This window comes from Burkholderia cepacia GG4, assembly GCF_000292915.1.
In the GTDB taxonomy this organism is placed as follows: Bacteria; Pseudomonadota; Gammaproteobacteria; order Burkholderiales; family Burkholderiaceae; genus Burkholderia; species Burkholderia cepacia_D.
Genome location: NC_018514.1, coordinates 257,445 through 283,132, shown reverse-complemented (window position 1 = coordinate 283,132; position 25,688 = coordinate 257,445). Strand labels below are relative to the sequence as shown.

Sequence of the window (25,688 nt, the reverse complement as noted above, 5' to 3'; positions counted from 1 at the left end):
TGGCGAGAGAAATTCGATACGTGGGTTCGTTCAGCTGCTGCGCGTCGGCTTCAGCGAGACTGACGCGGCGCCGCCTGCGGTGGCCGCATCGGACGCAGGGTCCTCGATCCGCTCGAGCTTGCCGACGATGAAGAGATACGCGAACGCGCCCAGCAGGGAGAGCGCCGCGACATACGTGAGCGCGACTTCGAACGTGCCGGTGCGCTTGATCATCCAGCCGATCGCAAGCGGCGTGACGATGCTCGCGAGGTTGCCGCAGAAGTTGAAGATGCCGCCGCTGATGCCCATCGCTTGCTTCGGCGACACATCGCCGACGATGCACCACCCCAGATTGCCGACGCCTTTCGCGAAGAACGCGATGGACATCACCAGAATGACGATCGTGGTCGAGTGAACGTAGTTCGCGGCCACGATCGTGCTGGACAACACGAGGCCACTGATGATCGGCGTCTTGCGCGCGGCGGTGAGGCTGAAGCCGCGCTTGAGCATCCAGTCCGACCACAATCCGCCGATCAGGCCGCCGATGCACCCCGCGATGGCAGGCACCGACGCGACGAGCCCGACCTTGAGGATCGACATCCCCTTCGCTTCGATCAGGTAGGTCGGAAACCAGGTGAGGAAGAACCACGTGATCGACGTGAGGCAGAACTGGCCGATATAGATGCCGATCATCATGCGGTTGGCCGCAATCGCGCCGGCCTCGCGCCATTTGAACGGCCGCGGGCTGTCGCCCATCGTCGGCAGCCCGCCGCCGGATGCAATGTACTCGAGTTCCGCCGCATTCACGCGATGGTCGCGCTGCGGCTCCCGTACCGACTTCAGCCACCAGAGCCCGATCAGCACGCCGACGGCACCCGTCGTGAAGAACACGTAGTGCCAGCCCCAGCGGCTGACCGTATAGGTCATCACCGGCGTGAACACGGCGAGTGCGAAGTACTGCGCCAGCTGGAAGATCGACGTGGCGAGCCCCCGCTCCGCATTCGGAAACCACATCACCGTGAGCCGGCTGTTGCACGGGAACGCCGGCGACTCGGCAACCCCCATCAGGAAACGCAGCGCAAACAATGCGGCGAATGCGGACGCGAACAGATGCACGTAGCCCTGCACGAACGTGAGCGCCGACCAGACGATCAGGCTCACGCCGAGCACGAGTCGTGCGCCGAACCGGTCGAGGATCAGCCCGCCCGGAATCTGCAGTGCGGTGTACGCCCAGCCGAACGCCGAGAACGCGATCCCCATCGTGAGCGCGTCGAAACCCAGCTCGTGACGCATGCTGGGCGCCGCAATGGACAAGGTCGCCCGGTCGACGTAGTTGAACACCGTGACGATGAAGATCATCGCGAGGATGAACCATCGGACATTCGTTCGCCTGCCGGCGCGCTGGTCGGTTGCCACTGTCGTCTCCTTGATGTTCGTTGCATCTCGTGTCGGTGAACAGAATCATACAATGATTGCGCAATCATTCAACATCGATATGATTGCGCAATCATCATCGTTTACACTGACGCTGCGGATCACGAGTTCCGGCCCCGTCGCCCGGCGACGACCGGCTTCATGCTCTAATGCCGATCTGGTGCCGGGCCCGCCCCGCCGCACCGGACGACATGGGAACAGACCAACGCAGGACGCATGGAGATGGCAAGAAAGAACGAAAGCCGGTCGGCCGCCGCCGCGGACCTGGGCGGCAGCGTGACGCTGATCGACGTGGCGCGAGTGGCGGGCGTCGCGCCGATGACCGTGTCGCGTGCGCTCAATCGTCCGGAACTGGTTCGCAGCGACACGCAGAAGAAGGTGCTCGACGCCGTTCGCGCGACCGGTTACGTGCCGAACCTGCTCGCCGGCGGCCTCGCCAGCAATCGCAGCCGGCTCGTGGCCATCCTGCTGCCGACCATCGCGAACTCGATCTTCGCCGACACGGTCCAGGCAATCATGGACGGCCTCGCCACCTCGGGATACCAGACGTTGCTCGGCCTGACGGCCTATTCCAGCGCACGCGAAGAGGCGCTGGTCGAAGCGATTCTCGGACGCCGGCCGGACGGCATCGTGCTGGCCGGCACGAGCCACACGAAGGCGACGATCAAGCGGCTGTCGAAAGCGAACATTCCGGTCGTCGAAATCTGGGACCTGACCGATAAGCCGATCGACATGATGATCGGGTTCTCGCACGAACAGGTCGGCAGCGACGTGGCGCGCCATCTGGTCGGCAAGGGATACAAGCGCTTCGGCATCGTGTCGGTCGACGATCCACGCGGCTTGCGCCGGTGCGAAAGCCTGAAGCTCGAGCTGGCCCGGCAAGGCATCGCGCCGCCTGCGTGCGAAATCCTGCCGGCGCCGGCAACCTTGCAGGCCGGCCGCGAGGGCCTCAGCCGGATGCTGGCGGCGGCAGCGCCGGAGGTGGTCGTCTGCAGTTCGGATACGCTCGCACAAGGCGTGCTGGCGGAAGCGGCCAGCCGACGGCTCGACGTGCCGCGCGACATGGCCGTGATGGGTTTCGGCGATCTGTCGACCGCCGCGCACGTCTATCCGTCGTTGTCGACGGTTCGCATCGACGGCACGACGATCGGCATGAAGACGGCCGAGGCGTTGCTGGCGCGCTTTGCCGCGGATTCGAAACCTGATGCGCCGAAGAGCAAGGTGAGCATCGATACGGGATTTACGATCATCGATCGGGACAGCGCCTGATACGTTCGGACTCCTGCGCGTTGTGCGGCCATTGCCGCTAAAACCGATGGAGGACATGCACCCGATTCGCCGCGCGGTATTCGAACCGCACATGCCAACTGCCGAAGCGTCGCACCACTCTGTCGAGGTTATGCAATGAAAGCCGGAATCAGCGTGTTGACCCTCGGCGTCGACGATCTCGACGCCGCCGTGACGTTCTATCGCGACGGGCTGGGTTTGCCGACGCAAGGCATCATCGGCACCGAGTTCGAGCACGGTGCGGTCGCCTTTTTCGACTTCCAGAACGGACTCAAGCTCGCGTTGTTCGAGCGCGGCAATCTCGCGCATGACGCCGGACTGCCGATGACGGCGCGCAGCGCGACCGAGTTCTCGATCGGGCACAACGTCGCGAGCGAGCGCGAAGTCGATGACGTGATGCGGCAAGCGCTTGCGGCCGGCGCCCGATTGGTGAAACCGGCCGGAAAGACTTTCTGGGGTGGCTACTCAGGATACTTCCAGGACCCGGACGGGCATCTCTGGGAGATTGTCTTCAATCCCGAGTTGATGCCGGGAGATTGAGGACGGCTGCCGTCAGTAGGCGACCGTAGCGTGGTCCGGAACGACGACGTCTCCTCACAGCACCGGCAACACTGCACGAATATGGTCCGCAAACGCCGCCGTCAAATGCGACGGCCGCTTCCGGTCAAACCTCAGCGTAATGCCCACCGCCGGCAACGGCGGCAGCCCGCGATCGGCGGCGAGGATCGCCAGATCGGCAGGCACCGCCGTTTGCGTCATCACCGCGAATGCCTGTCCTGAACGCACCAGCGCGGTCAGCCCCGCGAGGCTGCTGCTCGCATACGCGACGCGATAATCGCGCCCGGCGCGCTGCAACGCATCGCAGGCCGCGATGTGATCGAGCGTATCGGGATCGGAAAGCGCGAGCGGCAACGGATCGAACTGCGCGGCGTCCTGCCCCGGATAACCGATCCATACCAGCTGCTCGCGGCGGATGAAATCGTCGTTCGAACCATCGTCCGGCAACGAGATCATCGCCAGATCGACGGCCCGCTTGTCGAGCTGTTCGAGCAACCGCGGCGTCGGCCCGCACACGACCTCGACGATCGCCTGCGGATGCTGGCTCGAGAACCGCCGCAGCAGCGACGGCAGGAAGACGGCCGCGTAATCGTCCGGGCAGCCGAACCGGATGGTGCCCGACAGCCCCGTGCCGCACAGGTCGGCCAGCGCCTCGTCGTGGTGCCGCAGGATGCGCTGCGCATGCACCAGCAGGCGCTCGCCGGGATGCGTCAGCACCACGCCGCGGCCGGTGCGCTGGAACAGCGGCTGATCGACGCTTTCCTCGAGCCGCCGCATCTGCTGGCTGAGCGCGGACTGCGTGCGGCCGACCCGCGCCGCCGCGCGACTGAGCGAGCGCACCTCGGCGATGACGACGAACGAGCGCAGCAGGTCGATTTCGAGCGAACGTCCCAAGGTATTAGCTCCTTTTCTACCTTGCATAAGAATTATTCGTTTCCATAAAACCAGACCGGCGCCTAGACTGCAAGCGATCCTTGGCCCTTGTCCGGAGAAGCCCGATGTCCCTGAACGACGACGCCACCTTCTGGCACAACGCCAGGCAGCACCTGATCCGCTACGGCGGCACGTTCGAGCCGATGATCATCGAACGCGCGCAAGGCAGCTTCGTCTACGACGCCGACGGCCGCGCGATCCTCGATTTCACGTCGGGACAGATGAGCGCGGTGCTCGGGCACAGCCATCCGGAGATCGTCGCCGTCATCAGCGAATACGCGGGCAAGCTCGATCACCTGTTCAGCGGGATGCTGTCGCGTCCGGTCGTCGATCTCGCCACGCGCCTCGCCGACATCACGCCGCCGGGGCTCGATCGCGCGTTGCTGCTGAGCACCGGCGCCGAATCGAATGAAGCCGCGATCCGGATGGCGAAGCTCGTCACCGGCAAGTACGAGATCGTCGGGTTCGCGCAGTCGTGGCACGGGATGACAGGCGCGGCGGCCTCTGCCACGTACAGCGCCGGCCGCAAGGGTGTCGGCCCGGCCGCCGTCGGCTCGTTCGCGATTCCGGCGCCGTTCACGTACCGGCCGCGCTTCGAACGCAACGGCACCTACGACACGCTCGCCGAACTCGACTACGCGTTCGACCTGATCGATCGCCAGTCGAGCGGCAACCTCGCCGCGTTCATCGCGGAGCCGATCCTCAGTTCGGGCGGCATCATCGAACTGCCGGAAGGCTACATGGCGGCACTCAAGCGCAAGTGCGAGGAACGCGGGATGCTGCTGATCCTCGACGAAGCGCAAACCGGCGTCGGGCGCACCGGCACGATGTTCGCGTGCCAGCACGACGGCGTGACGCCCGACATCCTCACGCTGTCGAAGACGCTCGGCGCCGGGCTGCCGCTCGCGGCCGTCGTCACGTCCGCGCAGATCGAGGAACGCGCGCACGAGCTCGGCTACCTGTTCTATACGACACACGTATCGGACCCGCTGCCGGCCGCGGTCGGCCTGCGCGTGCTCGACGTGGTGCAGCGCGAAGGGCTCGTCGCACGCGCGACCGTGATGGGCGACCGCCTCCGGCGCGGCCTGCTCGACCTGATGGAACGCTTCGACTGCATCGGCGACGTGCGCGGACGCGGGTTGCTGCTCGGCGTCGAGATCGTCAAGGATCGGCGCACGAAGGAACCGGCGGACGGCCTCGGCGCGAAGATCACGCGCGAGTGCATGAATCTCGGGCTCAGCATGAACATCGTGCAGTTGCCCGGCATGGGCGGCGTGTTCCGGATCGCGCCGCCGCTGACCGTCACCGAAGCGGAAATCGATCTCGGGCTGTCGTTGCTCGAGCAGGCGATCCGGCGCGCGCTGTAACGGAACGCCAGGCGCAACGGCGCCCGCAAACAGCGCGCGGCAAGATTCGGGCACGAGCAAGCGTGCCGCACCGCGCGCGTCGGAACCTAGTCACGCCGCCCGGCCCGGAACACGCTGCACAATTCGTCATGATTGTGTACGTTGAGCCGGCGATAGATCTTGCGAACATGATCGACGACCGTGCTGTCGCGCAGCGCGAAGTCACGCGCAATTTCGCTGTGCGAGCGACCCAGCACGAGCTGCACACAGAGTTCGCGTTGTCGCTCGGTCAGGCCGAACGCAAAACCGAGTCGTTCGACCGTCAGCCTGAGTGGCGGAAAGTGTTCGATATGGATCACGATCGCGGCATCGCGTTGCAACGCGGCTGCGTCGGTACATCGATAGGCCTTGAAGCGGAAACGCCCCGCATGGTTGCGACGCTCGAGCGTCGCAGGTGGCGCCGGGTAGCCGAGCCAGATCCGGTTGATGTTCGACCGCAACGGTGCGAGCCAGTCCGGCAAGCGTTCGTGACGGTAGAACGCGAGCGGCTCGCCGGTCGCGAGCGACAGCATCCGGATGCTGTCGGCGTTGTACAGCAGCAGCCGGCCATCGTCGTCGACCACCATGATCGCGGACTCGCTGCATTCCGATTCGTGCAGCGTTGGCTGCACGGGCCGCGACAGCGCATGGGCAAGATGCCGTGCCACGGGTTCGATGTCGCGATGGTCCTGTTCCGAGAACGGACGACAGCCTGATGCGCGCGACAGCAGCAGGCTGCCCCAGCCGCGCGTGCCGTCCGTCGCGGTCAGCTCGAGACAGTGGCGCATCGACACCGGCCGCCACAGGTCCGCGTACATCTCGCTCGACAGCAGTGCATCGTCGTAGTGCGCGCTGTTGTCGAAACCGCGTCCGCGGCGCATCGCATCGGAAAACGTGACGCCCAGCACCTCCTGCCGCTCAGTGTTGTGGATGTTCGCGAAATACGTCGGCAACAACGTGTAGACCACATCGTTTTCGCTGCACACGTCCGACACGGCATAGTGCTCGTCCGCATAGAAGAACATGCCCCAATCGGCACCGACGATGCGCCGGGTCGCCTCAATCACATGAGGAATGACGAGGTGCGGCTCGACAGCGAGCGAACAGAGCCGACGAATATGACTCGCAAGCGCGACGTGTTTGTCAGACATGAATCCGCTCCTCGAACATGCACCGGCTTCGCTCGCGGGGCGGGGCGAGACGCTCGACATCACACGTTCCGCGATCTCAGTCCAGTGTAGACATTCCACATGACAACGACCGCAATTGCCCCCTTTCAAGAGGGCGTCAAAGCGGCATGCGGGTTCTATCATGTCGCCATTCCGGCTGCATTTGCATGACGAACCCGCCGCTGCGTTCGGCATGCGGGATGTGTGCGGCGCGATGCAATTGCGGCGGAATGCCCCGCGATTTGCGATGCGGAATCCGCGTCGGTCGCATCGTTGTTGTTGCATCGCTATTTCATGTGAGGTGCCACGATGAAGAGCATGTACAAGGCGGCACTGGCCGTCATCTGTGTGTTGGGTGCGTCGGGTCTCGCCCGGGCGCAGGACGAAGGCGCCGCGGCGACGGCGAGCAAGCCGTCCGACGCGGCGATCAGCGCGACGTCGATGGGCAGCATGCCCAGCGCCGGTTCGCAAGCGGGGGCACCGGCCGGACTCACGCGCGCACAGGTCAAGGAGGAGTACCTGCGTATGCAGAAGTCGGGAGAACTCCGGCGTCTCAACGACTTGTATGGCGGCGGCCAGTAGCAGTGAGTGTCCGGCCCGGCTTGGTCGCTCGTGTATCGGGTGGGGAGTAGCGACGGCGCGACCATGCATGGCCGACGAATGGACCGCGAGGAAAGGCGCGCCGGAAGCGCTCGGCGAGCCTGACGAGGATGCGGCCGGGAATCGCTACGGCCGCATGTTCGACCAGCCGATGCTGGTGTTCGCGGCCAACCTGGGCGGTCTGCAGACCGCGCACCGGCACGCGCTGTCGCGCGAGGTCAGGATCGTACCGCCCTGCATTTGCGCGACGTGCTGAAGAGCACGTTCAGGATCAGCCAGGGGAAAGAAGCCATCAGCAGGTCAAGGCCGAATATCTGCTGATCGAGGCGTTTCGCGTCGTCGATCGACTGCGTGTCTACGTTCGCGACGATTCGTTTGAGCTTCATCGGATTCCGCTGGAGGACGAATGCGATGTGACGAGAACGGCTGTTGAACTTTCAGCAGCTCCGGCTTGTTCGCTACTAGCCATGCCTTCACGTCGGTCATCAACGATTTTGCATGGGTCCGAGTGCGCCGCCTGGATGACGCCGATTCGGCTACGATCGAAGCCGAATCAGCTACAAAATTCCCGTAGACCGCCGGCCCGTTGCAGGCCGGCGGCCTTCTCGATCAACCGCCGAGATACGCCTGCTTGATCCGGTCGTTCGCGAGCAGGTTCGCGCCGGTATCGGCGAGCACCACGCGCCCCGTTTCGAGCACGTAGCCGCGATCGGCCACACCGAGCGCCTTGTTCGCGTTCTGCTCGACCAGGAACACCGTGACGCCTTCGTCACGAATCGCCCGGATGATGTCGAAGATCTGCGCGATCACGAGCGGCGCGAGGCCGAGCGTCGGCTCGTCGAGCAGCAGCAGGCGCGGCTTGCTCATCAGCGCACGGCCGATCGCCAGCATCTGCTGCTCGCCGCCCGACATCGTGCCGGCCCGCTGCGCCGCGCGCTCCTTCAAGCGCGGAAACAGCTTGAACACGTGCTCGATGCCGTCGTCGATCTCGTGACGGCTCGCGAAGAACCCGCCCATCTTCAGGTTCTCGAGCACCGTCAGGCTCGGGAACACGCGCCGCCCTTCCGGCGAGATCGCCATCCCCTGCCGCATGATCTGGTGCGTCGACATCGCGGTGATGTCCTTGCCCTCGAACAGCACGCGGCCCGACGACGCGCGCGGCGTGCCGCACACGGTCATCATCAGCGTCGTCTTGCCGGCACCGTTGCTGCCGATCAGCGTGACGATCTCGCCCTTGTTCACCTCGATCGACACGCCCGCGAGCGCCTCGACCGCGCCATAGTGCGTATGGACCTGTTCCAGCTTCAGCATCACTCTTCCCCCAGATACGCCTTGATCACGCGCGGGTCGTTGCGGACCGCCTCCGGCGTGCCGATCACGATCGGCCGGCCGTGCTCCATCACGAGGATGCGGTCCGACACGCCCATCACGAGGCTCATGTCGTGTTCGATCAGCAGCACCGATACGCCGAACTCATGGCGCAGCTTGTCGATCAGGTGCTGCAGCTCGATCTTCTCCTGCGGGTTGAGACCGGCCGCCGGCTCGTCGAGCATCAACAGACGCGGCTCGGTGATCATGCAGCGCGCGATCTCCAGACGCCGCTGGTGCCCGTACGACAGCGTGCCGGCCTGCCGGTTGGCGACCGACCTCAGCCCCATCCGGTCGAGCCACACCGACGCGCGCTCGAGCGCTTCCTTCTCGGCGCGGCGATACGCGGGCGTCGAGAACAGGCCCGGCAACAGCCCCGCCTTCACCTTGCGATGCTGCGCGACGAGCAGGTTCTCGACGACCGTCAGCGACTTGAACAGGCGGATGTTCTGGAACGTGCGCACCAGGCCCTTCAACGCGATCTGGTGGCTCGGCAGCCCTGCGATCGCGTGGCCGTCGAGCACGACATCGCCGCCGGTCGGCTTGTAGAAGCCGCCGACGCAGTTGAACACCGTGGTCTTGCCCGCGCCGTTCGGCCCGATGATCGCGAACACCTCGTTGCGGCGCACGTCGAAATCGATGCCGTCCACCGCGAGCAACCCGCCGAAGCGCATCTGCAGCCCGGCGACCTTCAACAGTTCTGCATTCGCGCTCATTGCGGCAGCTCCACATGGGGACGGCTCGCGGGCAGCAGGCCCTGCGGACGCCACATCATCATCAACACCATCACCAGACCGAAGATCAGCATCCGGTATTCGGCGAAGCCGCGCGCGACTTCCGGCAGCACGGTCAGCAGGATCGCCGCGAGAATCACGCCGAGCTGCGAACCCATCCCGCCGAGCACGACGATCGCGAGGATCAGCGCCGATTCGATGAAGGTGAACGATTCCGGATTCACGAGGCCCTGCCGCGCCGCGAAGAACGCGCCGCCGATACCCGCGAACGCCGCGCCGAGCGTGAACGCCGACAGCTTGATGCGGGTCGGGTTCAGGCCCAGCGAACGGCACGCGATCTCGTCGTCGCGCAGCGCTTCCCACGCGCGGCCCATCGGCATGCGGATCAGGCGGCTCGTCACGAACAGCGTGAAGCCGACCAGCACCAGCGCAATCAGGTACAGGAAGATCACCATGTGCTCGCCGCTGTATTCCAGCCCGATCAGTTCATGGAAGGTCTTCGCGCCTTCGACGCTCGCCGAGCGCGCCATCTCGAAGCCAAACACCGTCGGCTTCGGAATGCTCGAGATGCCGTCCGGGCCGCCGGTGAGGCTCGTCAGGTTGTTCGCGAGCAGGCGGATGATTTCGCCGAAGCCGAGCGTGACGATCGCGAGATAGTCGCCGCGCAGGCGCAGCACCGGGAAGCCGAGCAGGAAGCCGAACGTCGCCGCGGCGATCGCCGCGATCGGCAGGCATTCCCAGAACGACAGCCCGAAGTACTGGTTCAGCATCGCGTACGTATAGCCGCCGACCGCGTAGAACCCGACATAGCCGAGATCCAGCAGCCCCGCGAAACCGACCACGATGTTCAGCCCGAGGCCGAGGATCACGTAGATCAGCGCGAGCGTCGCGATGTCCACGGCACCGCGCGAACCGAAGAACGGCCACACGAACCCGACCGCGAGCATCACCCAGATGACCGCGCGCTGCTGCTGCGCGCCCATCGCAGGCATCGCCGGCAGCTTCACCGCGGATTTCGCGCGCACCAGCCACGGCTTGAACAGCTGGAACAGGAACACGGCCGCGACCGCGATCCACACCGGACGCCAGTGCGGCGTGAGCACCACCTGATAGCCGTCGAGCTTCAGCTGCAGGCCGAGCACCGGAATCGTGAGGATCGCCGTCAGCAGCGCGGCGGCCGCGGCGTTCTTCAGCGCCTGGCCGACCGACGCGTCGGCGGCCGGGCGGCGAACGGAAATGACTTGACTCATCTGCGTCTCCCTCAAACCTTTTCGATGTCCGACTTGCCGAGCAGGCCGGTCGGGCGGAAGAGCAGGATCAGCACGAGCAGGCCGAACGCGACGACGTCCTTGTACTCGGCCGGCATGTAGCCTGCGGCGAAGGTTTCAGCGAGGCCGAGCAGCACACCGCCGAGCATCGCGCCCGGAATGCTGCCGATCCCGCCGAGCACCGCGGCGGTGAACGCCTTGATGCCCGCGACGAAGCCGATGTACGGATTCAGCTTGCCGATCGTCAGGCCGATCAGCACGCCGCCGACGGCCGCCAGCATCGCGCCGAGCACGAACGTGAACGAGATCACGCGGTTCGTGTCGATGCCGAGCAGGTTCGCCATCTTCATGTCCTCGGCACACGCGCGGCACGCGCGGCCCATCCGCGAATGCGAGATGAACAGCGTGAGCGCGATCATCAGCACGAGCGTCACGCAGACGATCAACAGACGCGCATACGGAATCGTCACGTCGAAGTCGCCGCCGAGATGGATGTCGAACGCGCCGGAGATCAGCACCGGCACGGACACGTCGCGCGCGCCCTGGCCGATCTGCACGTAGTTCTGCAGGAAGATCGACATGCCGATCGCGGAGATCAGCGGCACGAGGCGCGGGCCGCCGCGCAGCGGCCGATACGCGACACGTTCGACCGCGAAGCCGTACAGGCCGGTGACGATCACCGACACGATCAGTGCGGCGCCGAGCACGAGCGGCAGTGGATAGCCGGCGGAGATGCCGATGGCGGTGAGGGTCACGAGGCCCACGTAGGCGCCGATCATGTAGATCTCGCCGTGGGCGAAGTTGATCATGCCGATGATGCCGTAGACCATCGAATAGCCGATGGCGATCAACGCATAGATCGCACCCAGCGTCAGGCCGTTGACCAGTTGCTGGGCGAATTGCGGAAAGAAGTCAGTCATGTGCGGGAAGCTCCCGTTGGCGCTGTGTCGCAGGCCGTCGCCGGATCACGGCGTTCGGCCGCGCGCAACGCACGGTGTCGTCTCGGACCGCCCCCTTTGGCCGCGCAAGGGGCAAATGCGCGGCCAAATGCGCACGCGCCCCATCCGGGTCTCGGACAGGGCGGGTGCGCGGGCGGGTACTTCGTTGTTACTTGGCGGCGGTCTTCGTCGCGTCCTTGTGCCACGTGTAGACGACGAACTTGAACGCCTTCAGGTCGCCCTGTGCGTCATACGCGACCTTGCCGATCGGCGTGTCGAACGTCGTCTTGTGCATGTACGCGGCGACCTTGGTCGGGTCGGTCGTCTTTGCGCCGACGATCGAGTCGGCGATGATCTTCACCGCTGCGTACGACGGCATCTGGAACGCGCCGTTCGGGTCGCGCTTCTTGTCCGCGAATGCCTTCACGAGGCCTGCGTTGGCCGGATCGGCCGAGAAGTCCGCCGGCAGCGTGACGAGCATGCCTTCCGAAGCCGGGCCGGCGATCGCCGTCACGTCCTTGTTGCCCACGCCTTCAGGCCCCATGAACGCTGCCTTCACGCCCTGCTCGCGCGCCTGGCGCATCAGCAGGCCCATTTCCGGGTGGTAGCCGCCGAAGTAGACGAAGTCGACGCCTTGCGACTTCAGCTTCGTGATGATCGCCGAGTAGTCCGAATCGCCGGCGTTGATGCCTTCGAACAGCACGACCGGGATCTTCGCGGCTTCGAGGTCCTTCTTCACCGACGACGCGATGCCCTGGCCGTACGACTGCTTGTCGTGCAGGATCGCGACCTTCTTCGGCTTCACGTTGTTGATGATGTAGTGCGCGGCGGCCGGGCCTTGCTGGTCGTCACGGCCGATCGTGCGGAAGATGAAGTGGCGCTTCTTGCCTTCCGTCAGCTGCGGCGCGGTGGCCGACGGCGTGACCATCACGATGCCTTCGTTCTCGTAGATGTCGGAGGCCGGAATCGTCGAACCCGAGCACACGTGGCCGATCACGTACTTGATCTTCTGGCTGACGATCTTGTTGGCGACGGCGACGGCCTGCTTCGGTTCGCATGCGTCGTCCATCTGCACGACTTCGAACTTGTTGCCGCCCGCACCGCCGGCCGCGTTGATCTGTTCGATCGCGGTCAGCGCGCCGGCCTTCACCATGTCGCCGTATTGGGCGACCGAGCCGCTCATCGGACCAGCGATGGCGATCTTCACGGTTTCCGCTTGCGCGGCGGCGGCGCCGGCGGCGAACAGCACGGCAGCGACGGAAATGGACGTAAGACGGGAAAGCGTCATCAGGAGCTCCTCGATGTTGTTAGTCATACGGGCAAAGGCGGCATGACTTGCGCAATCGAACAGCACCCGGGGCGAGGACATGGGACACGCCCGAGACACATGAAGACGGACCTGCGGATAGATGTTGCGTAGCGGGGCCCGGCTCTTGCAGTCCCCGGAAGGGGACGTCTGGTTCGGAAAGACATCGTGATGCGTCTTGCATTGCGCAAGCGTTTCGCCTGCCCCGCTTGCCAACTGCTTCGTCGGAGGGATGGTCCGACAGCCGTTGGCAAGGCAGTCGAAATTATATGGGGGTTTTTAAATGGTCTGTCAAAAATGCCGGCGTTATGAGGGAAAACACGGAGAAACTTACCGGGATGGCGGTGGCGATTTGGGAGCAACTGGCGGGAGGGCTAACGTTTGCCGTGGGTGCTATTGGGTTGCGATTTGTGGTGGGTTGGTGGGGCAGTTCCTTGCACGGTAAGGCTTGTGGCGATTTGTGGTCGTGTGTCGGATGATTTTTTACTTTAAAGGGTCCGATCTATTTAAATCAATCGACTGATGATTGTGCTGGCGTGCACCGATGCGGGACGTCGGGTCGGGGCCTGCAATCCTTCTGTCTGCTGACGTTTATGGTCATGGTGAAAGCTATTTGTTGTTTTTATGAAATAATGCGAACTCGCCTCTGCAATCCCGCCAGCCTTCCTGCGAGTCGCGTCCACCTCACTTCGTAGTCGCTTCAGGGCCGCTTCGACGCCCATCCGTCGCCCAGCCGCCAGCCAGTGATCTGCCGTTTTTTCTCATTGCATATCACCTGCTTCGGATCGCCGATGAATCATCCTCTTCGCTTTTCTTCTGCCGCCGCGCTCGCGTGGATGTTCGTCTTCTGCAGTTTGTACTCGGGCAACACGCGCACCAGCGAGCCGTCGCGCAGGCCCCCGATTGCCGAATAAACCGGCAAGATGCCGATTCCCATATTTTCTCGAATCGCGGCTGCGAGCGATTCGGCGATATTCACGTGGATGGGCCCGTCCACGCGCATCTCGACGCTGCCTTGCGGGCCGTCCAGCGTCCACTCATGCGCCGGAAAGGCCGGTGTTCGCAGGATCAGACAGTCATGCGGAGCGAGTTCCTCGGGCGTACGCGGGATCTGATATGCATCCAGGTATCGAGGCGACGCACACAAGATGCTGTACGTGGAGCCCAGCTCGTGTGAAACGAGATCCGAGTCCGGCCGCGACGGCGCCATGATGACCGATACGTCGCAACTGCCTTCGAACAGATTCGGCATGCACTGCGAGAGCGTCAGTTCCACCGACACCTCCGGATGTTGCGCCCGATACAACGAGATCGCGGGCAGCACATATTGTTGGCCGATACCAGCGAAACTGTGCATGCGCAGCTCGCCGACCGGATGCTCGCACGCCCGGCTCGCCTCCTCCTCGGAACCGTCAAGGTCCGCGAGAATCTGACTGCAATGTTTCAGGTACTTTTCGCCGGCCGGCGTAACGGAAAGGCGGCGCGTCGTGCGATTCAGCAGCCGGGTCCGCAAATGCTGTTCAAGCTCCGACACCGCGCGCGACATCGCACCGGTCGTCGAGTCCAGTGATTGCGCCGCAGCCGTAAAACTGCCGGCCTCCACAATGCGGACGAAGGCCCGCATATTCTTTAGCGTGTCCATCAGACTTTCTCGTTCGGTATCGCGACGCAGGACCATCCGCACACCAGAGGAACCGTCGTCGCCACGCCACCTCGAAAGCTGCATGAGCAGTCTTCCTGCGCTCCATCGACCGCAGCGGCCGAGTCCGTCCGAGCGATGAAACCGCTGCGATCCAGCTCCCCGGCCACCGGACATCGGATCCCCAGCGCTAGTCCTGATGGAATGTCGTAAATGAAGAAACCGCTGCGCGTTCCGTCTCGAGGGAATTTTCGATCGAGTCGGGATCGGCATATCCCAGGCTCATGCCGACCACGAGCATTTCATCGCTTTCGAACTGGAGCATCTCCGAGATCAACGCGTGATACTTCATGAACGCCGCTTGAGGACACGTGCTGAGGCCATGTGCGCGCGCGGCAATCATGATGTTTTGCAAGAACATGCCGTAATCGAGAAGGCTGCCCTTCTGCATGGCGCGATTGATCGTGAAAAACAACCCGACGGGCGCATCAAAGAACTGAAAGTTCCTGCCGTGCTGAGCGTACATTCGCACCTTGTCGCCTTTTTCGATGCCTAGCAGGCCATACAACTTCCATCCAACCGCGCGCCTTCTCTCGATGTAAGGCGATATCCACTCGCGCGGGTAGTAGTCCCATTGGTCGCTATGTATCGCGTCCAGCTCCGGCGTATCGCGTACTCGCTGGATCGCTGTACAAATGCGTTCCCTCGCCGCTTCGGTAACGACGTGGACCCGCCAAGGCTGCATATTGACCCCAGTGGCAGCAAAACGAGCGACATCCAGAATCGATTCGACCGTCTCCCTTGGAATCGGCGTCGCCAGGTAAGCCCTTGTGCTGCGGCGAGACAAGAGCGCCCATTCGATTGCCTGACGCAGGACACTCGAGGCTATCGCCGGCGGCAGAGTACTTCTTTCCATTACTTCCTCCTGATCGGATTGGAGCGATCGAACATCGCTACGCGTTCCGGACTCGACAATACGTGCGCAGCAGGGAGGAAGTTGTCATCTACGAGACATTGTCGAGAACGTGGTAACTCGCGGCTCGCGCGTTGCGCTGACAGGCAGGCACGTCGAATGAAATGTCTCGTTCAGGACAGTCTCGCGAGAACGCAACGCGTAGATTGAGTCGCGTGCCGGGCGCCACCGGGCCACTTGATTCGGAACGCCAGCCCAGACGTCGGTCGCGCCGATCGGACGTCCTGTCACGCAGGTCCCGGACATCTTCAGATTCAGGTGAGGAGACACACAATGACTACCGCTATCTATGAACGTGGACTGGATCGCAACGAAGCGAACCATATGCCGCTCACTCCACTTCATTTTCTCGACCGATGCGCCGAGCAGTTTCCGTCGCGAGTCGCCATTGTCCACGGCACGTTGCAACAGACCTGGGAGCAGACCCGCAGTCGCTGCCGCCGTTTGGCCAGCGCGCTCGTGCAAAGAGGTATCGGGCGCGGGGATACCGTATCGGTACTTGCACCGAACATCCCGGCCGTAATCGAAGCGCATTTTGGCGTACCGCTCAGTGGGGCGGTGCTCAACACGATCAACTGCAGGCTGGATGCGGAAGGCATCAGTTTCATCCTGCGTCACAGCGAATGCAAAGTGCTTCTCGTCGACCGCAAGTTCGCGAACCTTGCCTGCAAGGCGCTCGAGCCGCTCGATGAGAAACCGCTCGTCGTCGATATTGCAGACCTCGAAGCGCCGCCCGGACCTTCGATCGGACAACTGGAATACGAAGCCCTTCTTGCTGAGGGAGATTCGGACTTTGCGGGTGTATGGCCCGTTGACGAATGGGATGCCATCGCACTCAATTACACCTCGGGAACGACTTCGGACCCGAAGGGCGTGGTGGCGAGCCACCGCGGAACCTACCTGATGAGCATGTTGCAACTGATCGACTGGTGCATGCCGAACGGGGCGGTATACCTCTGGACCCTGCCTATGTTCCACGCGAACGGATGGTGCTTTACCTGGGCGATCACTGCGGTCTGCGGTACGCACGTGTGTCTGCGCAAGGTCACTGTCGAGAATATATTTGCCGCCATTCACGAATCCGGGGTCGACCATTTCTGTGCAGCGCCCATCGTGCTGTCCATGATGGCGAGCGCCCCGGCAGTCGACGATAAACCGTTGCCACACCTCGTGCGCATTCGCACGGCCGGATCGCCGCCGCCCGCGACCGTGCTCAAGACCATCGGCGAACGTGGGTTCAAGGTCGACCACGTCTATGGCATCACCGAATCACTGGGCACATCGGTAAGCTGCACGATCAGGCCAGAGTGGGAATCGCTGCCGATCGAAGAACAGGCACGCCTGAAGGCGCGGCAAGGCAATCGGGCTGCGGGACTCGAAGGTCTGCGGGTCGCCGATCCCGTCACCCTGGAGCCGGTACCTTTTGATGGAAAAACGCACGGTGAGTTGCTGCTGCGCGGCAACGTCCTGATGAAGGGCTACCTCAAGAACGAAACGGCAACCCGTGATGCCTTCGCGGGTGGCTGGTTTCGCACCGGCGATGTCGCGGTCATGCATTCGGACGGATACATCCAGATCACGGATCGCTCAAAGGACGTGATCATCTCGGGCGGCGAAAACATTTCGTCGGTGGAAGTAGAGGACATCCTGCACCGTCATGCCGCCGTGCTGGCGGCCGCTGTCGTGGCACAGCCCGATGCCAGGTGGGGAGAAGTTCCGTGCGCGTTTGTGGAACTGAGGCCGGGTGCGATGGCACCGACCGAGCAAGAATTGATCGAGTTCTGCCGCAAGCATCTCGCACATTACAAGTGCCCCGCACGGGTCGTGTACTGCGAGTTGCCCAGAACCGGCACTGGCAAGGTCCAGAAGTTCAAACTGCGGGAGCAAGCCGGCAGTCGCGAAGCCATTACCGCCTTATCGCGCGTCTAGCAGTGTCCGCCAGACCGGCCATCGCGATCTGACGCGCACGGCGCACGGGCTGACACGGGCCAGCCGCGCCGGCGCTCGTCATGTTCGCGTCTGCCACGACGCAATCACGGCGTGCGTGCCGGTGGCGTCAATCGTCCGCATGAGCAAAGTCGCGCAGCCCCGCGAGGTCGAGTATCCGGACCGAACCATACTCGATCCGCAATAACCCGGCATCGGCAAGTTCATGCAGTGCGCGGTTGGTATTTTGTCGGGAAAGGCCGGAAAGACGGCCGATTTCCTCCTGCGCGAGATTGAGCGTGCGAGTCGTCCCGGGAAAGAGTTGCGGATTGAATAGCTCGGCGAGGCAGAACGCGACACGGGCCGATGCTTCGTGCAGGCGAACGTTCTCGATCAGCGCAACGTAGTATCCGCAGCGCGCGTTAAGTTGGTCGATAACGAATCGGCAGAATGCGTTGCTATCGTCCAGCAGCCACTCGAACGTGCTGCGTGGCACAAACCCGATCTTGCTGTCGCGCAGGGCGATGACAGAATACGGCCGCGGCTCGGCTTTCAGCAGAACCCCCTCGCCAAACCAGGCACCTGCAGACACGCCGGCGAACGTGGTCTGGCGTCCGCCTTTGGTTACCGTATCCACCTTCACGAGTCCGTCGATGACGCCGAGCCAATGATCCGCCACGGTTCCACGGTGGCAAACCGTTGTGCTGGCCGGATACTCTCGTTCAAATGCATCTTGATGCACGCGCGCTAGTCAGTATGACTCCCGTGGAGCAAAGGCTGGCCTGCCGTGAGGAATCAAACGCGGGTTAGCATTGCTGCCAGAGCCGCACGGTGCGGACAGGGCCGCACCCGGCGATTTCCAGCACGGAGGCCAGCATGGAACACGATAGCACGCTGTACGTCGGGCTCGATGTCCATAAGGAGTCGATCACGGCCGCCTATGCGCTCGGCATGGGCGAGGTTGAGCTGCTCGGCAAGGTCGGCGCCACGAAGACGGATATCGATCGCTTATGCAAGCGCCTGCAATCGAAGGCGTCGCGCATCCGTATTGTCTACGAGGCGGGCCCATGTGGTTACGGGCTTTACCGTCAACTTCAGCAGAAGGGAATCGACTGCATGGTGTGTGCACCGTCCCTGATTCCAAGGAAGCCGGGAGAGCGCGTAAAGACCGATCGGCGCGACGCGATCAAACTGGCGCGTTCGCTCAGGGCTGGCGACCTGTCGGAAGTCTATGTCCCTACCGTCGAAGACGAAGCGTTTCGCGATCTGGCACGGGCATGGGTGAGTGCCAAGGATGATCTGAAGCGTGCGCGTCAGCGGGCTGAAGTCCTTTCTGCTTTCGCATGGGGTCGGCTATACCGGGTCGCGCCGACTGGAGGGCGGCACACCGGCGCTGGCTGAGCACGTTTGCGTTCGACAGCGCATGGCAGCAGTTGGCATTCGAAGAACATCGACGCACGATCGAGGACCGTCTTGCGCAATGCGATCGACTGGAAGCTGCACTGCGCGAGGCAGTGGTTGCCTGGCGCTTTTATCCGGCAGTACTGGGTCTGCAAACGATGCGCGGCATGCAGTTCACCACGGCGGTCGGCATGCTTGCCGAGTTGGGCGATCTGTCACGCTTCGCGCATCCCCGCCAGTTGATGGCGTGGTTGGGTGTAACGCCGAGCGAGCACTCGTCCGGCGAGAAGCGCCGTCAGGGCAGTATCACCAAGAATGGCAACAGTTATGCGAGAAAACTGCTCGTCGAATCGGCATGGAGCTATCAGCATCCGGCTTGTGTCAGTCCGGAGATTCAGCGCCGCCACGAAGGGATCCCCAAACCCATCATAGATCGAGCGTGGGACGCGCAGGTGCGCCTGTGTCGACGCTATCGAACGCTCGTTGCACGCGGCAAGCAGAAGAACATCGCCGTGGTCGCGGTTGCCCGTGAACTGAGCGGGTTTATCTGGGACATCAGCCAGCTTGCCATGTCACTTGCTTCGCAACCGCAGAGGCGCGAGGCTTGAGCAGGCGAGCGCGAGTCCTCGATCACCGAGCAAAGAGTTCCCTGAAGGCGGCGTAGCCCGGCACATGAGTAACCCGCGCCACGGCTACGCAACGAATCCGATTCGACTTGCGACGCTAGATAGCGGCAGGCTCATCGGGCGGACCTCTGTAATGCGGTAGCCAACCCGCGGATATCAGCGTGATCCACCGTCGAGATGTACTGCTACGCCGCCCTCAGGAAATTCGAATGGAACCTCTCAGAGAGAATTGAAAACCGATCCCAATTGACAGCGGGAGTCATATCAGCTGTGCGGCGGTCAGCTTGGCCGACCACGAAGACTGCGCAATCAGCAATTCGAACTCGTTTGATATCGGCATGAGGAGATCCGGCTGGTACGAGACACGGTGGAATCGCTAGTTTATCCATTAGGCCAACGCCGGGCGTCGTTGTGCGAGGATCGGCGTCGGAACCGGAAGCCGGATATCGCCGTGCACAAATGAATGATGCGAGCCGCAGTTCTCCCTGTCCCACTCTCTGAAACCAGCCCCCCTCACCGCGGCGAAACCACAATCGCCGCCCGCCGATTCTGCGCTCTCCCCGCGACCGTCCGGTTATCCCCCACCGGATCGCTCTTGCCCTTGCCGACAACCGCAATCTGCTTCCCATCCAACCCCACATCCACAAGCTCAATCTCCACCACCTCCGCCCGCCGCCTGGACAACTCGAGATCATAGGAAGCCTCCCCCTCCTCATCCGAGTACCCATAAACCCGCACCCCATTGATCCCCGCCGACCTCAGCGTCTTTCCGATCCGCGTCACAATCCGCCTGATATCCGGCCTGAGGTTATACCGATCGAAGTCGAACAAAATCGGCCCGGCCGACCCGAACTCGAACCCCTGCTCGGTCTCGTGAAACCCGGCTGACTTGAGCGCCGTCACTTGCGTCTGCGTGAGCCCCCGATGAAGCGGCGGCGTCTTGCACCCGCCAAGCAGCAGGCACAGCAGCACCGCGCTCGCGACGCACATCCGCCCAATGCTCACAGGAAACGAGTTTTTCATCATCGACCCCTTGTTATGCGCCCGCGTCGCGTGCGCCCTTTCAACCCGCAGCTGCGACCTCGCCCGCAGTGCGCAACGATAGACCTCAAACCGGCCTGGCAACGCCTTCGGCCAATTGCCACGTTCCTGGCCGCGCGCGCTTGGCGCGGTACATCGCGGCATCCGCCGCCCGCAGCAAGCCGCTCGCGTCCGACGCGTGGTCGGGATAGAGCGCAACGCCGGCACTCAGCATGGTGGCCACCATGCGTCCGTCTGACAACTCGATCGACGGCACCATGCCGGACAAAATCTCGTCGGCGATCCGGCACACGCTGTCCGCTTCGCGCACCGGCGCCAGCATCACCGCAAATTCGTCGCCGCCCAGGCGAGCGACCAGATCGGACTCACGCACCTGCGTGCGCAAGCGCGCCGCGATGCCGACCAGCACCGCATCGCCGGCGTCGTGGCCGAGACAATCGTTGATTTCCTTGAAGCGGTCGCAGTCGAGATACAAGACCGCGACCCGCTGCCCCGTCACCACGGCGTCGCAGAGGGCAACCGAGAGGCGCGACTCGAACTGCACGCGGTTGGGCAGCCCCGTGAGCGCATCGTGCGTCGCCTTGTGTTCAAGCGACGCGTTTTCGTCGCGCAGCGTGTTCTGCCATTCTTCGAATTCGTCGAGCAACGCATTGAAGTCGTCGCCGAGCTGGTTCAGTTCGGCGATCGCCGCCGGCTCGACCCGCCGCGCGAACGCTCGCTCGCGCCGCACGGCGTGCGCCACGCCGGCGAGCGCGCGCAGCGGCGCAACGATGTTGCGCAGCAGACGCTTCGAGCTGACATACGCGCCAAGCACACTGACGGCCAGGCAGCCGAGAATGCCGCAGATGCCGCCCAGCAGGAACCCGAAGAACTGGTGTCCGCGGCCACGCACGATGACGTGACCGATGACGACACCGTCGTGCATCACCGGGACGCTCACGGGCCCGGGCAGCGCGAGATTGGCGACGCCGCGCTCGAGCCCGGCGATGCGGCCGCTGGCGGGCAGCCTCCAGGTCGCGAACAACTGGCCCTTGCCGTCGGTGACCACCACCTGCGCGACGTCCTCGTCGTTGGCGATCAACCCGATCGCTTCGTTCGCCGCGACGCGGTCGCCGAACACGAGCGCCGCCTCGACCGTATAACCGAGCGAACGGGCCAGCAGGTTCAGGTTGTTGCCGGCATACGCACGCAACGCGATCACGGCGACGACGATCAGCGACACGGCGGCCATCGTCACCGCGACGAACGCCAGGCGCAGGTGCGCGCGGCGCAACACGCTCTGCAGCGTCGGGCGCGGCACACGCGAAGCGGAAATGGGGGGCGCGGAACGTGTCATGGCGTCACCGGCGGCCGCGCGAGATTGAGCACATTGGGATGAACGCGCACGCCGCTGCGCGCGACGGCGTCGAGATTGATCTCGAACGTCACGCGTTCGCTTTCGACCGTGAGACAGAACATGCTGCCCGCGGTGCAGGACGGATCGTGTTCGGCGATGGTCAGCACCGGATGGCCGGCCAGCGCGGCTCTCACCCGCGTTCGCTCGCCGTTGGCGAGGGTGCCGAGATAGACGACGTCGCATGCGATACCGAGCGCGAGATCGTCGAAGCGCACGCGCTGCACGTCGAGCACCGTCGAGCCGGCCTGCAACGTATCGGTCAGGCCGGCCGCGTAGTCGGGTCTGCCCGTCACGCATAGATGCAGGTGAACGGGCGTCGTCGGCCAGCGCGTGAAGCTGATGATGCCGAGCACGACCTGACGCACGGCGGAGTCGTGTGACGAAATGGCGGGATCAGGGGGACTGGCGGGACTGGCGGGTGTTGTGGCGGCGGCGATTCGCACCGCGTCGACCGGCTCATCCGTATCTGCCGTAGACCCGGCGAGGACGGCAGGTGCAACGCTCAGAACGCAAACGATTGCGACGAGTGCGTGGCGCAGCGAGGCAACTCGGCCGGACCTGCCGGACGCCTTCCGCGCGGCGATTGCCGCCGCGCACACTGGCGTCGGTGCGGCCGCATGACTCGCAGCCGCCGCGCACACACTCGCATCCATAATGGAAACATCAGTTGCAGTTGTTCCCGGAGATACCTCCTACCCGCCATGCGCGTGCCGGCACCGAGTCACACGCACGATTGCTTCCATCTTAGGTAAAAATTGGCATCCCAAACCAGTGGGATACACCCGCCAATAACATCGGAAAGTATGCTGAATCGTCGTCGTGCACGACGCCGACGCGGGTGAAGAAGGTACCTGACGCCGCTCCAGTCGCGACGTCGGCGGATTGATCAGCGGATAGGACGACCGTGCGCGTCAAACGTCATACGTTCCTCGGCGGCGCACCGGACCGGCTTGCACCACACACCGATGCGCGGCCAGTAAAAATTGCTGCGCGATTCCGTCGCCAGACGGAACAGGCGCGTCACGCGATGCTCGACGCAGCGAACCCGCATCCGTCCAGGAAAGCGGCGCTTACTTCGACTTGCACGCTACGGTTCGGAACACGTATCCGTCACCGTCCTTCACGGCCTCCGACACACGGTCGTCGCCAATGCGCGCGAACAATCCAGTGCGGCTGTCTCCGCGACACGCGCCGGTTGCCGAATACGTCGTCCGCACCAGCACGTTCGAAAGCAGCGTCCGGGTTTCGACACTGCCGACGAGATAGGTGGGCCCCATCAGCAACGGCACGGCCCAGAACACCAGACCAATCGGCGCGAGCATGGCAATCATCTGGCGGAGCCGCTCCCGGTCATCCACCTCCCACTTTTTCAGCCCGAGCCTGAGTCGTCTCCAGGTCACGGTCATTCGCTCGACACCCTCCCTGCTGAAGACCCGGACGTGATTCGCAGACAGCTGAATGAGCAGGCCAACCATCAGGAGCACGAACTGAAATGCGAGGAACACGAGAAGCACGATCCCCGCCGCCTGAACCAGGCGCAGCGCGAAGAATGCAGAAGCTGACAGACCGGTGAAGCTGGAAAAATGATCGGCGGTTTCATGCGTCAACGTCAGGACCAGCTTCTCCGCGTCCGAGCGCGCGAGCCAAAGCGCGACCGACGCAACCGCCAGATAGGCGCCCTTGCCTAACGCCTTGCTCCACGTCCAGCGCGCGATCAGTCGCAACACATGGTAAGTGTGCCGTGCCGCTGCGTAGGCGAGCAGAACAAAGACGGGGATGGCCAGGCGCCCGATCCACGTCACATTCAGCACGATCCACAGGATGCCGGAGAGCAACAACATCATCGCGACCAAACCGTAGGTCATGGTGACGTCAGGAGGAAGTTTCGCGATCGGGCGCAGCTTCCGCATGACTCTGACGGTGCGACGAATCAGCCATGTTCGAAACGGCCGCAACACGGTGATCCATTCACGGAAGATCCCGTACAGCATCGTTGCTGAAATCGCACCGGCAAGAAGCCTGCTCACGAGCTGATACTTGAGTAGCGGCAGCATGACGAACAGCCCGACCAAAAGCACTGCGCTGCGAACGATCGGCGATCGATGCCACGGAACTGCGGGGGGTTGTCGGCCCTCGGGAATATTGTTGTCGGACATTGCGCTCTCAGATGACCCGTCCAGTTGGCAAACGCGGCGGAATCGCCCCCTTCCAGGTTCGTCAATCATTCCGGAAGAGAAAAGCGCAATTCGCGCGACTGCTTCGTATCCGGCTTCGTATGGCCGGGGGCCTAGCGTACAACCTGAGCACCCGTCACGACAACCTCGCCCCTCGCGCAAGCGGGCCCGATTCGCGCATCGCCTCGTTCGCGAGTATCCTTGCTGATCATTCGCTTGCAATTCCGAGCACCGGCCCGAAGCGCTCGTCGCCGACGCCGAGTGGCGATCTTCAACCGTTCATTTCGTCTTCCCTCATGGACTTCGACGTCATCGTTCTGGGCGCAGGCATCGTCGGTGTTTCCGCGGCGCTGCACCTGCAGGATCGCGGCCGCAAGGTCGCCCTCGTCGATCGCGGTGCGCCCGGCGAAGGCACGAGCTTCGGCAACGCGGGGCTCATCGAGCGCTCGTCGGTCGAACCGTATCCGTTCCCGCGCAGTCCGTTCACGCTGATGCGCTACGCGCTGAACCGCTCGACCGATCTCTACTGGCACAGCACATCACTGCCCGCGTTCGCGCCGTGGCTCGCGCGTTTCTGGTGGGAATCGGCACCGCTGCGCCACGCGGCAGCCTCGCGCGACATGCTGCCGCTGATCGAGCGCTGCATCGTCGAGCACGACGCGCTGATCGCGCGGGCCGGCGCAACCGAACTGATCCGCGCGAGCGGCTGGATGGAAGCGTTCCGCACGCCGGCCGCGTTCGACCGTGCGGTGGCCGAGGCCGGGCTCACCGCGCGCCGCCACGGGCTCGGCATCACGCCGCTCGATGCCGCCACCCTGCGTGCGCAGGAACCGAGCCTCGCGGCCGGCTTCTGCGGCGCGCTGCACTGGCTCGACCCGAAAAGCGTCGTCGATCCGTCCGCGCTCGTCAAAACCTACGCGCAACTGTTCGTGCAAGGCGGCGGCACGCTGCTCAACGGCGATGCTGCGAGCCTCGACGCGCTATCGCCCGGCTGGCAGGTCACGACGGAGCACGGCAAGATCGCCGCGCCGGCCGTCGTCGTCGCGCTCGGCCCGTGGTCCGACACGGTGTTCGGCAAGTTCGGCTACAAGATTCCACTGCGCGAGAAACGCGGCTATCACATGCACTACGCGCCGTCCGAACGCGGCGCGCCGTCGGCGCCGATCGTCGATCGCGAATACGGCTACGTGATCGCGCCGATGCGGCGCGGGCTGCGGCTCACCACCGGCGTCGAGATCGCACGGCGCGGCCTGCCGCCAACGGGCGTGCAGCTCGAACGCGCGGAACGCGTCGCGCGCCCGGTGTTCGGCTTCGGCGAGCGGCTCGACCCGCAGCCGTGGCTCGGCTTCCGGCCGTGCACGCCCGACATGCGGCCGGTGATCGGTCCCGCGCCCGCGCATCGCGGGCTGTGGTTCGCGTTCGGGCACAACCATCACGGGCTGACGCTCGGCCCCGTCTCGGGCCGCCTGCTGGCCGAGATGATGACGGGCGAAACGCCGTTTACCGATCCCGCACCCTACCGCGCCGACCGCTTCTGATTCTGAACGCCCACG

Annotated in this window: 21 protein-coding genes and 3 pseudogenes; 8 read left to right on the top strand and 16 right to left on the bottom strand. The window is 63.9% G+C overall.

The annotated features are described in order from the left end of the window. Positions 1–30 precede the first annotated feature (30 nt). The gene (locus GEM_RS17050) at positions 31–1,395 is read right to left on the bottom strand and encodes an MFS transporter (RefSeq protein WP_014898604.1); all 1,365 of its coding nucleotides are present in this window, start codon (positions 1,393–1,395) and stop codon (positions 31–33) included. 240 nt (positions 1,396–1,635) lie between these two features. Between GEM_RS17050 and GEM_RS17045 the strand changes: the two genes are divergently transcribed. Together GEM_RS17045 and GEM_RS17040 are read left to right on the top strand one after the other, a co-directional pair. Continuing rightward, positions 1,636–2,682, top strand: a complete 1,047-nt coding sequence (locus GEM_RS17045; RefSeq protein ID WP_014898603.1) for a LacI family DNA-binding transcriptional regulator — start codon at positions 1,636–1,638, stop codon at positions 2,680–2,682. 135 nt (positions 2,683–2,817) lie between these two features. Then, a complete protein-coding gene (locus GEM_RS17040) occupies positions 2,818–3,240 on the top strand; it encodes a VOC family protein (RefSeq protein ID WP_014898602.1) in 423 nt (140 codons plus the stop codon). 54 nt (positions 3,241–3,294) lie between these two features. On the opposite strand, the gene GEM_RS17035 is transcribed toward GEM_RS17040, so the two are convergent. Beyond that, the gene (locus GEM_RS17035) at positions 3,295–4,179 is read right to left on the bottom strand and encodes a LysR family transcriptional regulator (protein WP_051137999.1); all 885 of its coding nucleotides are present in this window, start codon (positions 4,177–4,179) and stop codon (positions 3,295–3,297) included. A gap of 77 nt (positions 4,180–4,256) precedes the next feature. On the opposite strand from GEM_RS17035, the gene GEM_RS17030 reads away from it, so the two are divergent. Further along, positions 4,257–5,558 (top strand): aspartate aminotransferase family protein, encoded by a 1,302-nt coding sequence (locus GEM_RS17030; protein ID WP_014898600.1) that lies wholly within the window; start codon positions 4,257–4,259, stop codon positions 5,556–5,558. Positions 5,559–5,644: 86 nt separating this feature from the next. Here GEM_RS17030 and GEM_RS17025 read toward each other — a convergent pair whose 3' ends face one another. Beyond that, entirely contained in the window at positions 5,645–7,030 is a 1,386-nt protein-coding gene (locus GEM_RS17025; protein ID WP_272148427.1) for a helix-turn-helix transcriptional regulator, read from the bottom strand. A gap of 24 nt (positions 7,031–7,054) precedes the next feature. On the opposite strand from GEM_RS17025, the gene GEM_RS17020 reads away from it, so the two are divergent. Next, positions 7,055–7,327 (top strand): hypothetical protein, encoded by a 273-nt coding sequence (locus GEM_RS17020; RefSeq protein ID WP_014898598.1) that lies wholly within the window; start codon positions 7,055–7,057, stop codon positions 7,325–7,327. Between the two features lie 97 nt (positions 7,328–7,424). Further along, positions 7,425–7,577, top strand: a pseudogene (locus GEM_RS17015) (DUF2000 family protein); the annotation flags it as partial. A gap of 58 nt (positions 7,578–7,635) precedes the next feature. On the opposite strand, the pseudogene GEM_RS32260 reads toward GEM_RS17015, so the two are convergent. The 8 genes and pseudogenes from GEM_RS32260 to GEM_RS16980 form a co-directional block, all read right to left on the bottom strand. Continuing rightward, positions 7,636–7,731 (bottom strand): annotated as a pseudogene (locus GEM_RS32260) (glyoxalase); the annotation flags it as partial. 223 nt (positions 7,732–7,954) lie between these two features. Continuing rightward, positions 7,955–8,656, bottom strand: a complete 702-nt coding sequence (locus GEM_RS17010) for an ABC transporter ATP-binding protein (RefSeq protein ID WP_014898595.1) — start codon at positions 8,654–8,656, stop codon at positions 7,955–7,957. Beyond that, the gene (gene livG, locus GEM_RS17005; RefSeq protein ID WP_014898594.1) at positions 8,656–9,429 is read right to left on the bottom strand and encodes a high-affinity branched-chain amino acid ABC transporter ATP-binding protein LivG; all 774 of its coding nucleotides are present in this window, start codon (positions 9,427–9,429) and stop codon (positions 8,656–8,658) included. Before livG ends, GEM_RS17010 begins: the two co-directional genes overlap by 1 nt. After that, positions 9,426–10,697 carry a high-affinity branched-chain amino acid ABC transporter permease LivM gene (locus GEM_RS17000; RefSeq protein WP_014898593.1) on the bottom strand — a complete coding sequence of 424 codons (1,272 nt, stop codon included), beginning with the start codon at positions 10,695–10,697 and terminating at the stop codon, positions 9,426–9,428. Before GEM_RS17000 ends, livG begins: the two co-directional genes overlap by 4 nt. Before the next feature lie 11 nt (positions 10,698–10,708). Next, the gene (gene livH / locus GEM_RS16995; protein ID WP_012366668.1) at positions 10,709–11,635 is read right to left on the bottom strand and encodes a high-affinity branched-chain amino acid ABC transporter permease LivH; all 927 of its coding nucleotides are present in this window, start codon (positions 11,633–11,635) and stop codon (positions 10,709–10,711) included. A 187-nt stretch (positions 11,636–11,822) separates the two neighbouring features. Next, positions 11,823–12,941 (bottom strand): branched-chain amino acid ABC transporter substrate-binding protein, encoded by a 1,119-nt coding sequence (locus GEM_RS16990; RefSeq protein WP_014898592.1) that lies wholly within the window; start codon positions 12,939–12,941, stop codon positions 11,823–11,825. Positions 12,942–13,755: 814 nt separating this feature from the next. Then, positions 13,756–14,601 (bottom strand): LysR family transcriptional regulator, encoded by an 846-nt coding sequence (locus GEM_RS16985; protein ID WP_080599500.1) that lies wholly within the window; start codon positions 14,599–14,601, stop codon positions 13,756–13,758. Between the two features lie 187 nt (positions 14,602–14,788). Beyond that, the gene (locus tag GEM_RS16980) at positions 14,789–15,514 is read right to left on the bottom strand and encodes a nitroreductase (RefSeq protein WP_014898590.1); all 726 of its coding nucleotides are present in this window, start codon (positions 15,512–15,514) and stop codon (positions 14,789–14,791) included. Between the two features lie 330 nt (positions 15,515–15,844). Here GEM_RS16980 and GEM_RS16975 point away from each other — a divergent pair, with 330 nt between their 5' ends. Beyond that, on the top strand, positions 15,845–17,500 hold the full coding sequence (locus tag GEM_RS16975; protein ID WP_014898589.1) for an AMP-binding protein: 1,656 nt from the start codon (positions 15,845–15,847) through the stop codon (positions 17,498–17,500). A gap of 127 nt (positions 17,501–17,627) precedes the next feature. Here the strand turns inward: GEM_RS16975 and GEM_RS16970 are convergent, their stop codons facing one another. Continuing rightward, positions 17,628–18,239: a Crp/Fnr family transcriptional regulator gene (locus GEM_RS16970; protein WP_080599436.1), complete on the bottom strand. Its 612-nt coding sequence runs from the start codon at positions 18,237–18,239 to the stop codon at positions 17,628–17,630. A gap of 134 nt (positions 18,240–18,373) precedes the next feature. Here GEM_RS16970 and GEM_RS16965 point away from each other — a divergent pair. Then, positions 18,374–19,506: pseudogene (locus GEM_RS16965) on the top strand (IS110 family transposase). 531 nt (positions 19,507–20,037) lie between these two features. Here the strand turns inward: GEM_RS16965 and GEM_RS16960 are convergent. The 4 genes from GEM_RS16960 to GEM_RS16945 all read right to left on the bottom strand — a co-directional run bounded on the left by GEM_RS16960 (position 20,038) and on the right by GEM_RS16945 (position 24,117). Continuing rightward, positions 20,038–20,547, bottom strand: coding sequence for an OmpA family protein (locus tag GEM_RS16960; protein WP_041490893.1), 510 nt, complete (start codon positions 20,545–20,547; stop codon positions 20,038–20,040). A gap of 85 nt (positions 20,548–20,632) precedes the next feature. Then, complete coding sequence (locus GEM_RS16955; protein WP_014898586.1) at positions 20,633–21,901, bottom strand: diguanylate cyclase domain-containing protein; 1,269 nt, start codon at positions 21,899–21,901, stop codon at positions 20,633–20,635. Continuing rightward, entirely contained in the window at positions 21,898–22,614 is a 717-nt protein-coding gene (locus tag GEM_RS16950) for a YfiR family protein (protein WP_041490718.1), read from the bottom strand. The genes GEM_RS16955 and GEM_RS16950 overlap by 4 nt, the downstream gene beginning before the upstream one ends. Before the next feature lie 417 nt (positions 22,615–23,031). Then, entirely contained in the window at positions 23,032–24,117 is a 1,086-nt protein-coding gene (locus GEM_RS16945; protein WP_014898584.1) for a hypothetical protein, read from the bottom strand. Between the two features lie 314 nt (positions 24,118–24,431). Between GEM_RS16945 and GEM_RS16940 the strand changes: the two genes are divergently transcribed. After that, on the top strand, positions 24,432–25,673 hold the full coding sequence (locus GEM_RS16940) for an NAD(P)/FAD-dependent oxidoreductase (RefSeq protein WP_014898583.1): 1,242 nt from the start codon (positions 24,432–24,434) through the stop codon (positions 25,671–25,673). Positions 25,674–25,688 lie beyond the last annotated feature (15 nt).

Bases quoted from the DNA above. Each gene is read 5' to 3' on its own strand.
- GEM_RS17035 (WP_051137999.1), bottom strand. From the start codon at position 4,179: ATGCAAGGTAGAAAAGGAGCTAATACCTTGGGACGTTCGCTCGAAATC.
- GEM_RS16940 (WP_014898583.1), top strand. From the start codon at position 24,432: ATGGACTTCGACGTCATCGTTCTGGGCGCAGGCATCGTCGGTGTTTCC.
- GEM_RS17020 (WP_014898598.1), top strand. From the start codon at position 7,055: ATGAAGAGCATGTACAAGGCGGCACTGGCCGTCATCTGTGTGTTGGGT.
- livH (WP_012366668.1), bottom strand. From the start codon at position 11,635: ATGACTGACTTCTTTCCGCAATTCGCCCAGCAACTGGTCAACGGCCTG.
- GEM_RS16985 (WP_080599500.1), bottom strand. From the start codon at position 14,601: ATGGACACGCTAAAGAATATGCGGGCCTTCGTCCGCATTGTGGAGGCC.
- GEM_RS16955 (WP_014898586.1), bottom strand. From the start codon at position 21,901: ATGACACGTTCCGCGCCCCCCATTTCCGCTTCGCGTGTGCCGCGCCCG.
- GEM_RS16945 (WP_014898584.1), bottom strand. From the start codon at position 24,117: ATGTCCGACAACAATATTCCCGAGGGCCGACAACCCCCCGCAGTTCCG.
- GEM_RS17030 (WP_014898600.1), top strand. From the start codon at position 4,257: ATGTCCCTGAACGACGACGCCACCTTCTGGCACAACGCCAGGCAGCAC.
- GEM_RS16960 (WP_041490893.1), bottom strand. From the start codon at position 20,547: ATGAAAAACTCGTTTCCTGTGAGCATTGGGCGGATGTGCGTCGCGAGC.
- GEM_RS16980 (WP_014898590.1), bottom strand. From the start codon at position 15,514: ATGGAAAGAAGTACTCTGCCGCCGGCGATAGCCTCGAGTGTCCTGCGT.
- GEM_RS17025 (WP_272148427.1), bottom strand. From the start codon at position 7,030: ATGCAACAACAACGATGCGACCGACGCGGATTCCGCATCGCAAATCGC.
- GEM_RS17040 (WP_014898602.1), top strand. From the start codon at position 2,818: ATGAAAGCCGGAATCAGCGTGTTGACCCTCGGCGTCGACGATCTCGAC.
- GEM_RS16975 (WP_014898589.1), top strand. From the start codon at position 15,845: ATGACTACCGCTATCTATGAACGTGGACTGGATCGCAACGAAGCGAAC.
- GEM_RS16990 (WP_014898592.1), bottom strand. From the start codon at position 12,941: ATGACGCTTTCCCGTCTTACGTCCATTTCCGTCGCTGCCGTGCTGTTC.
- GEM_RS17000 (WP_014898593.1), bottom strand. From the start codon at position 10,697: ATGAGTCAAGTCATTTCCGTTCGCCGCCCGGCCGCCGACGCGTCGGTC.
- GEM_RS16950 (WP_041490718.1), bottom strand. From the start codon at position 22,614: ATGGATGCGAGTGTGTGCGCGGCGGCTGCGAGTCATGCGGCCGCACCG.
- livG (WP_014898594.1), bottom strand. From the start codon at position 9,429: ATGAGCGCGAATGCAGAACTGTTGAAGGTCGCCGGGCTGCAGATGCGC.
- GEM_RS17010 (WP_014898595.1), bottom strand. From the start codon at position 8,656: ATGCTGAAGCTGGAACAGGTCCATACGCACTATGGCGCGGTCGAGGCG.
- GEM_RS17045 (WP_014898603.1), top strand. From the start codon at position 1,636: ATGGCAAGAAAGAACGAAAGCCGGTCGGCCGCCGCCGCGGACCTGGGC.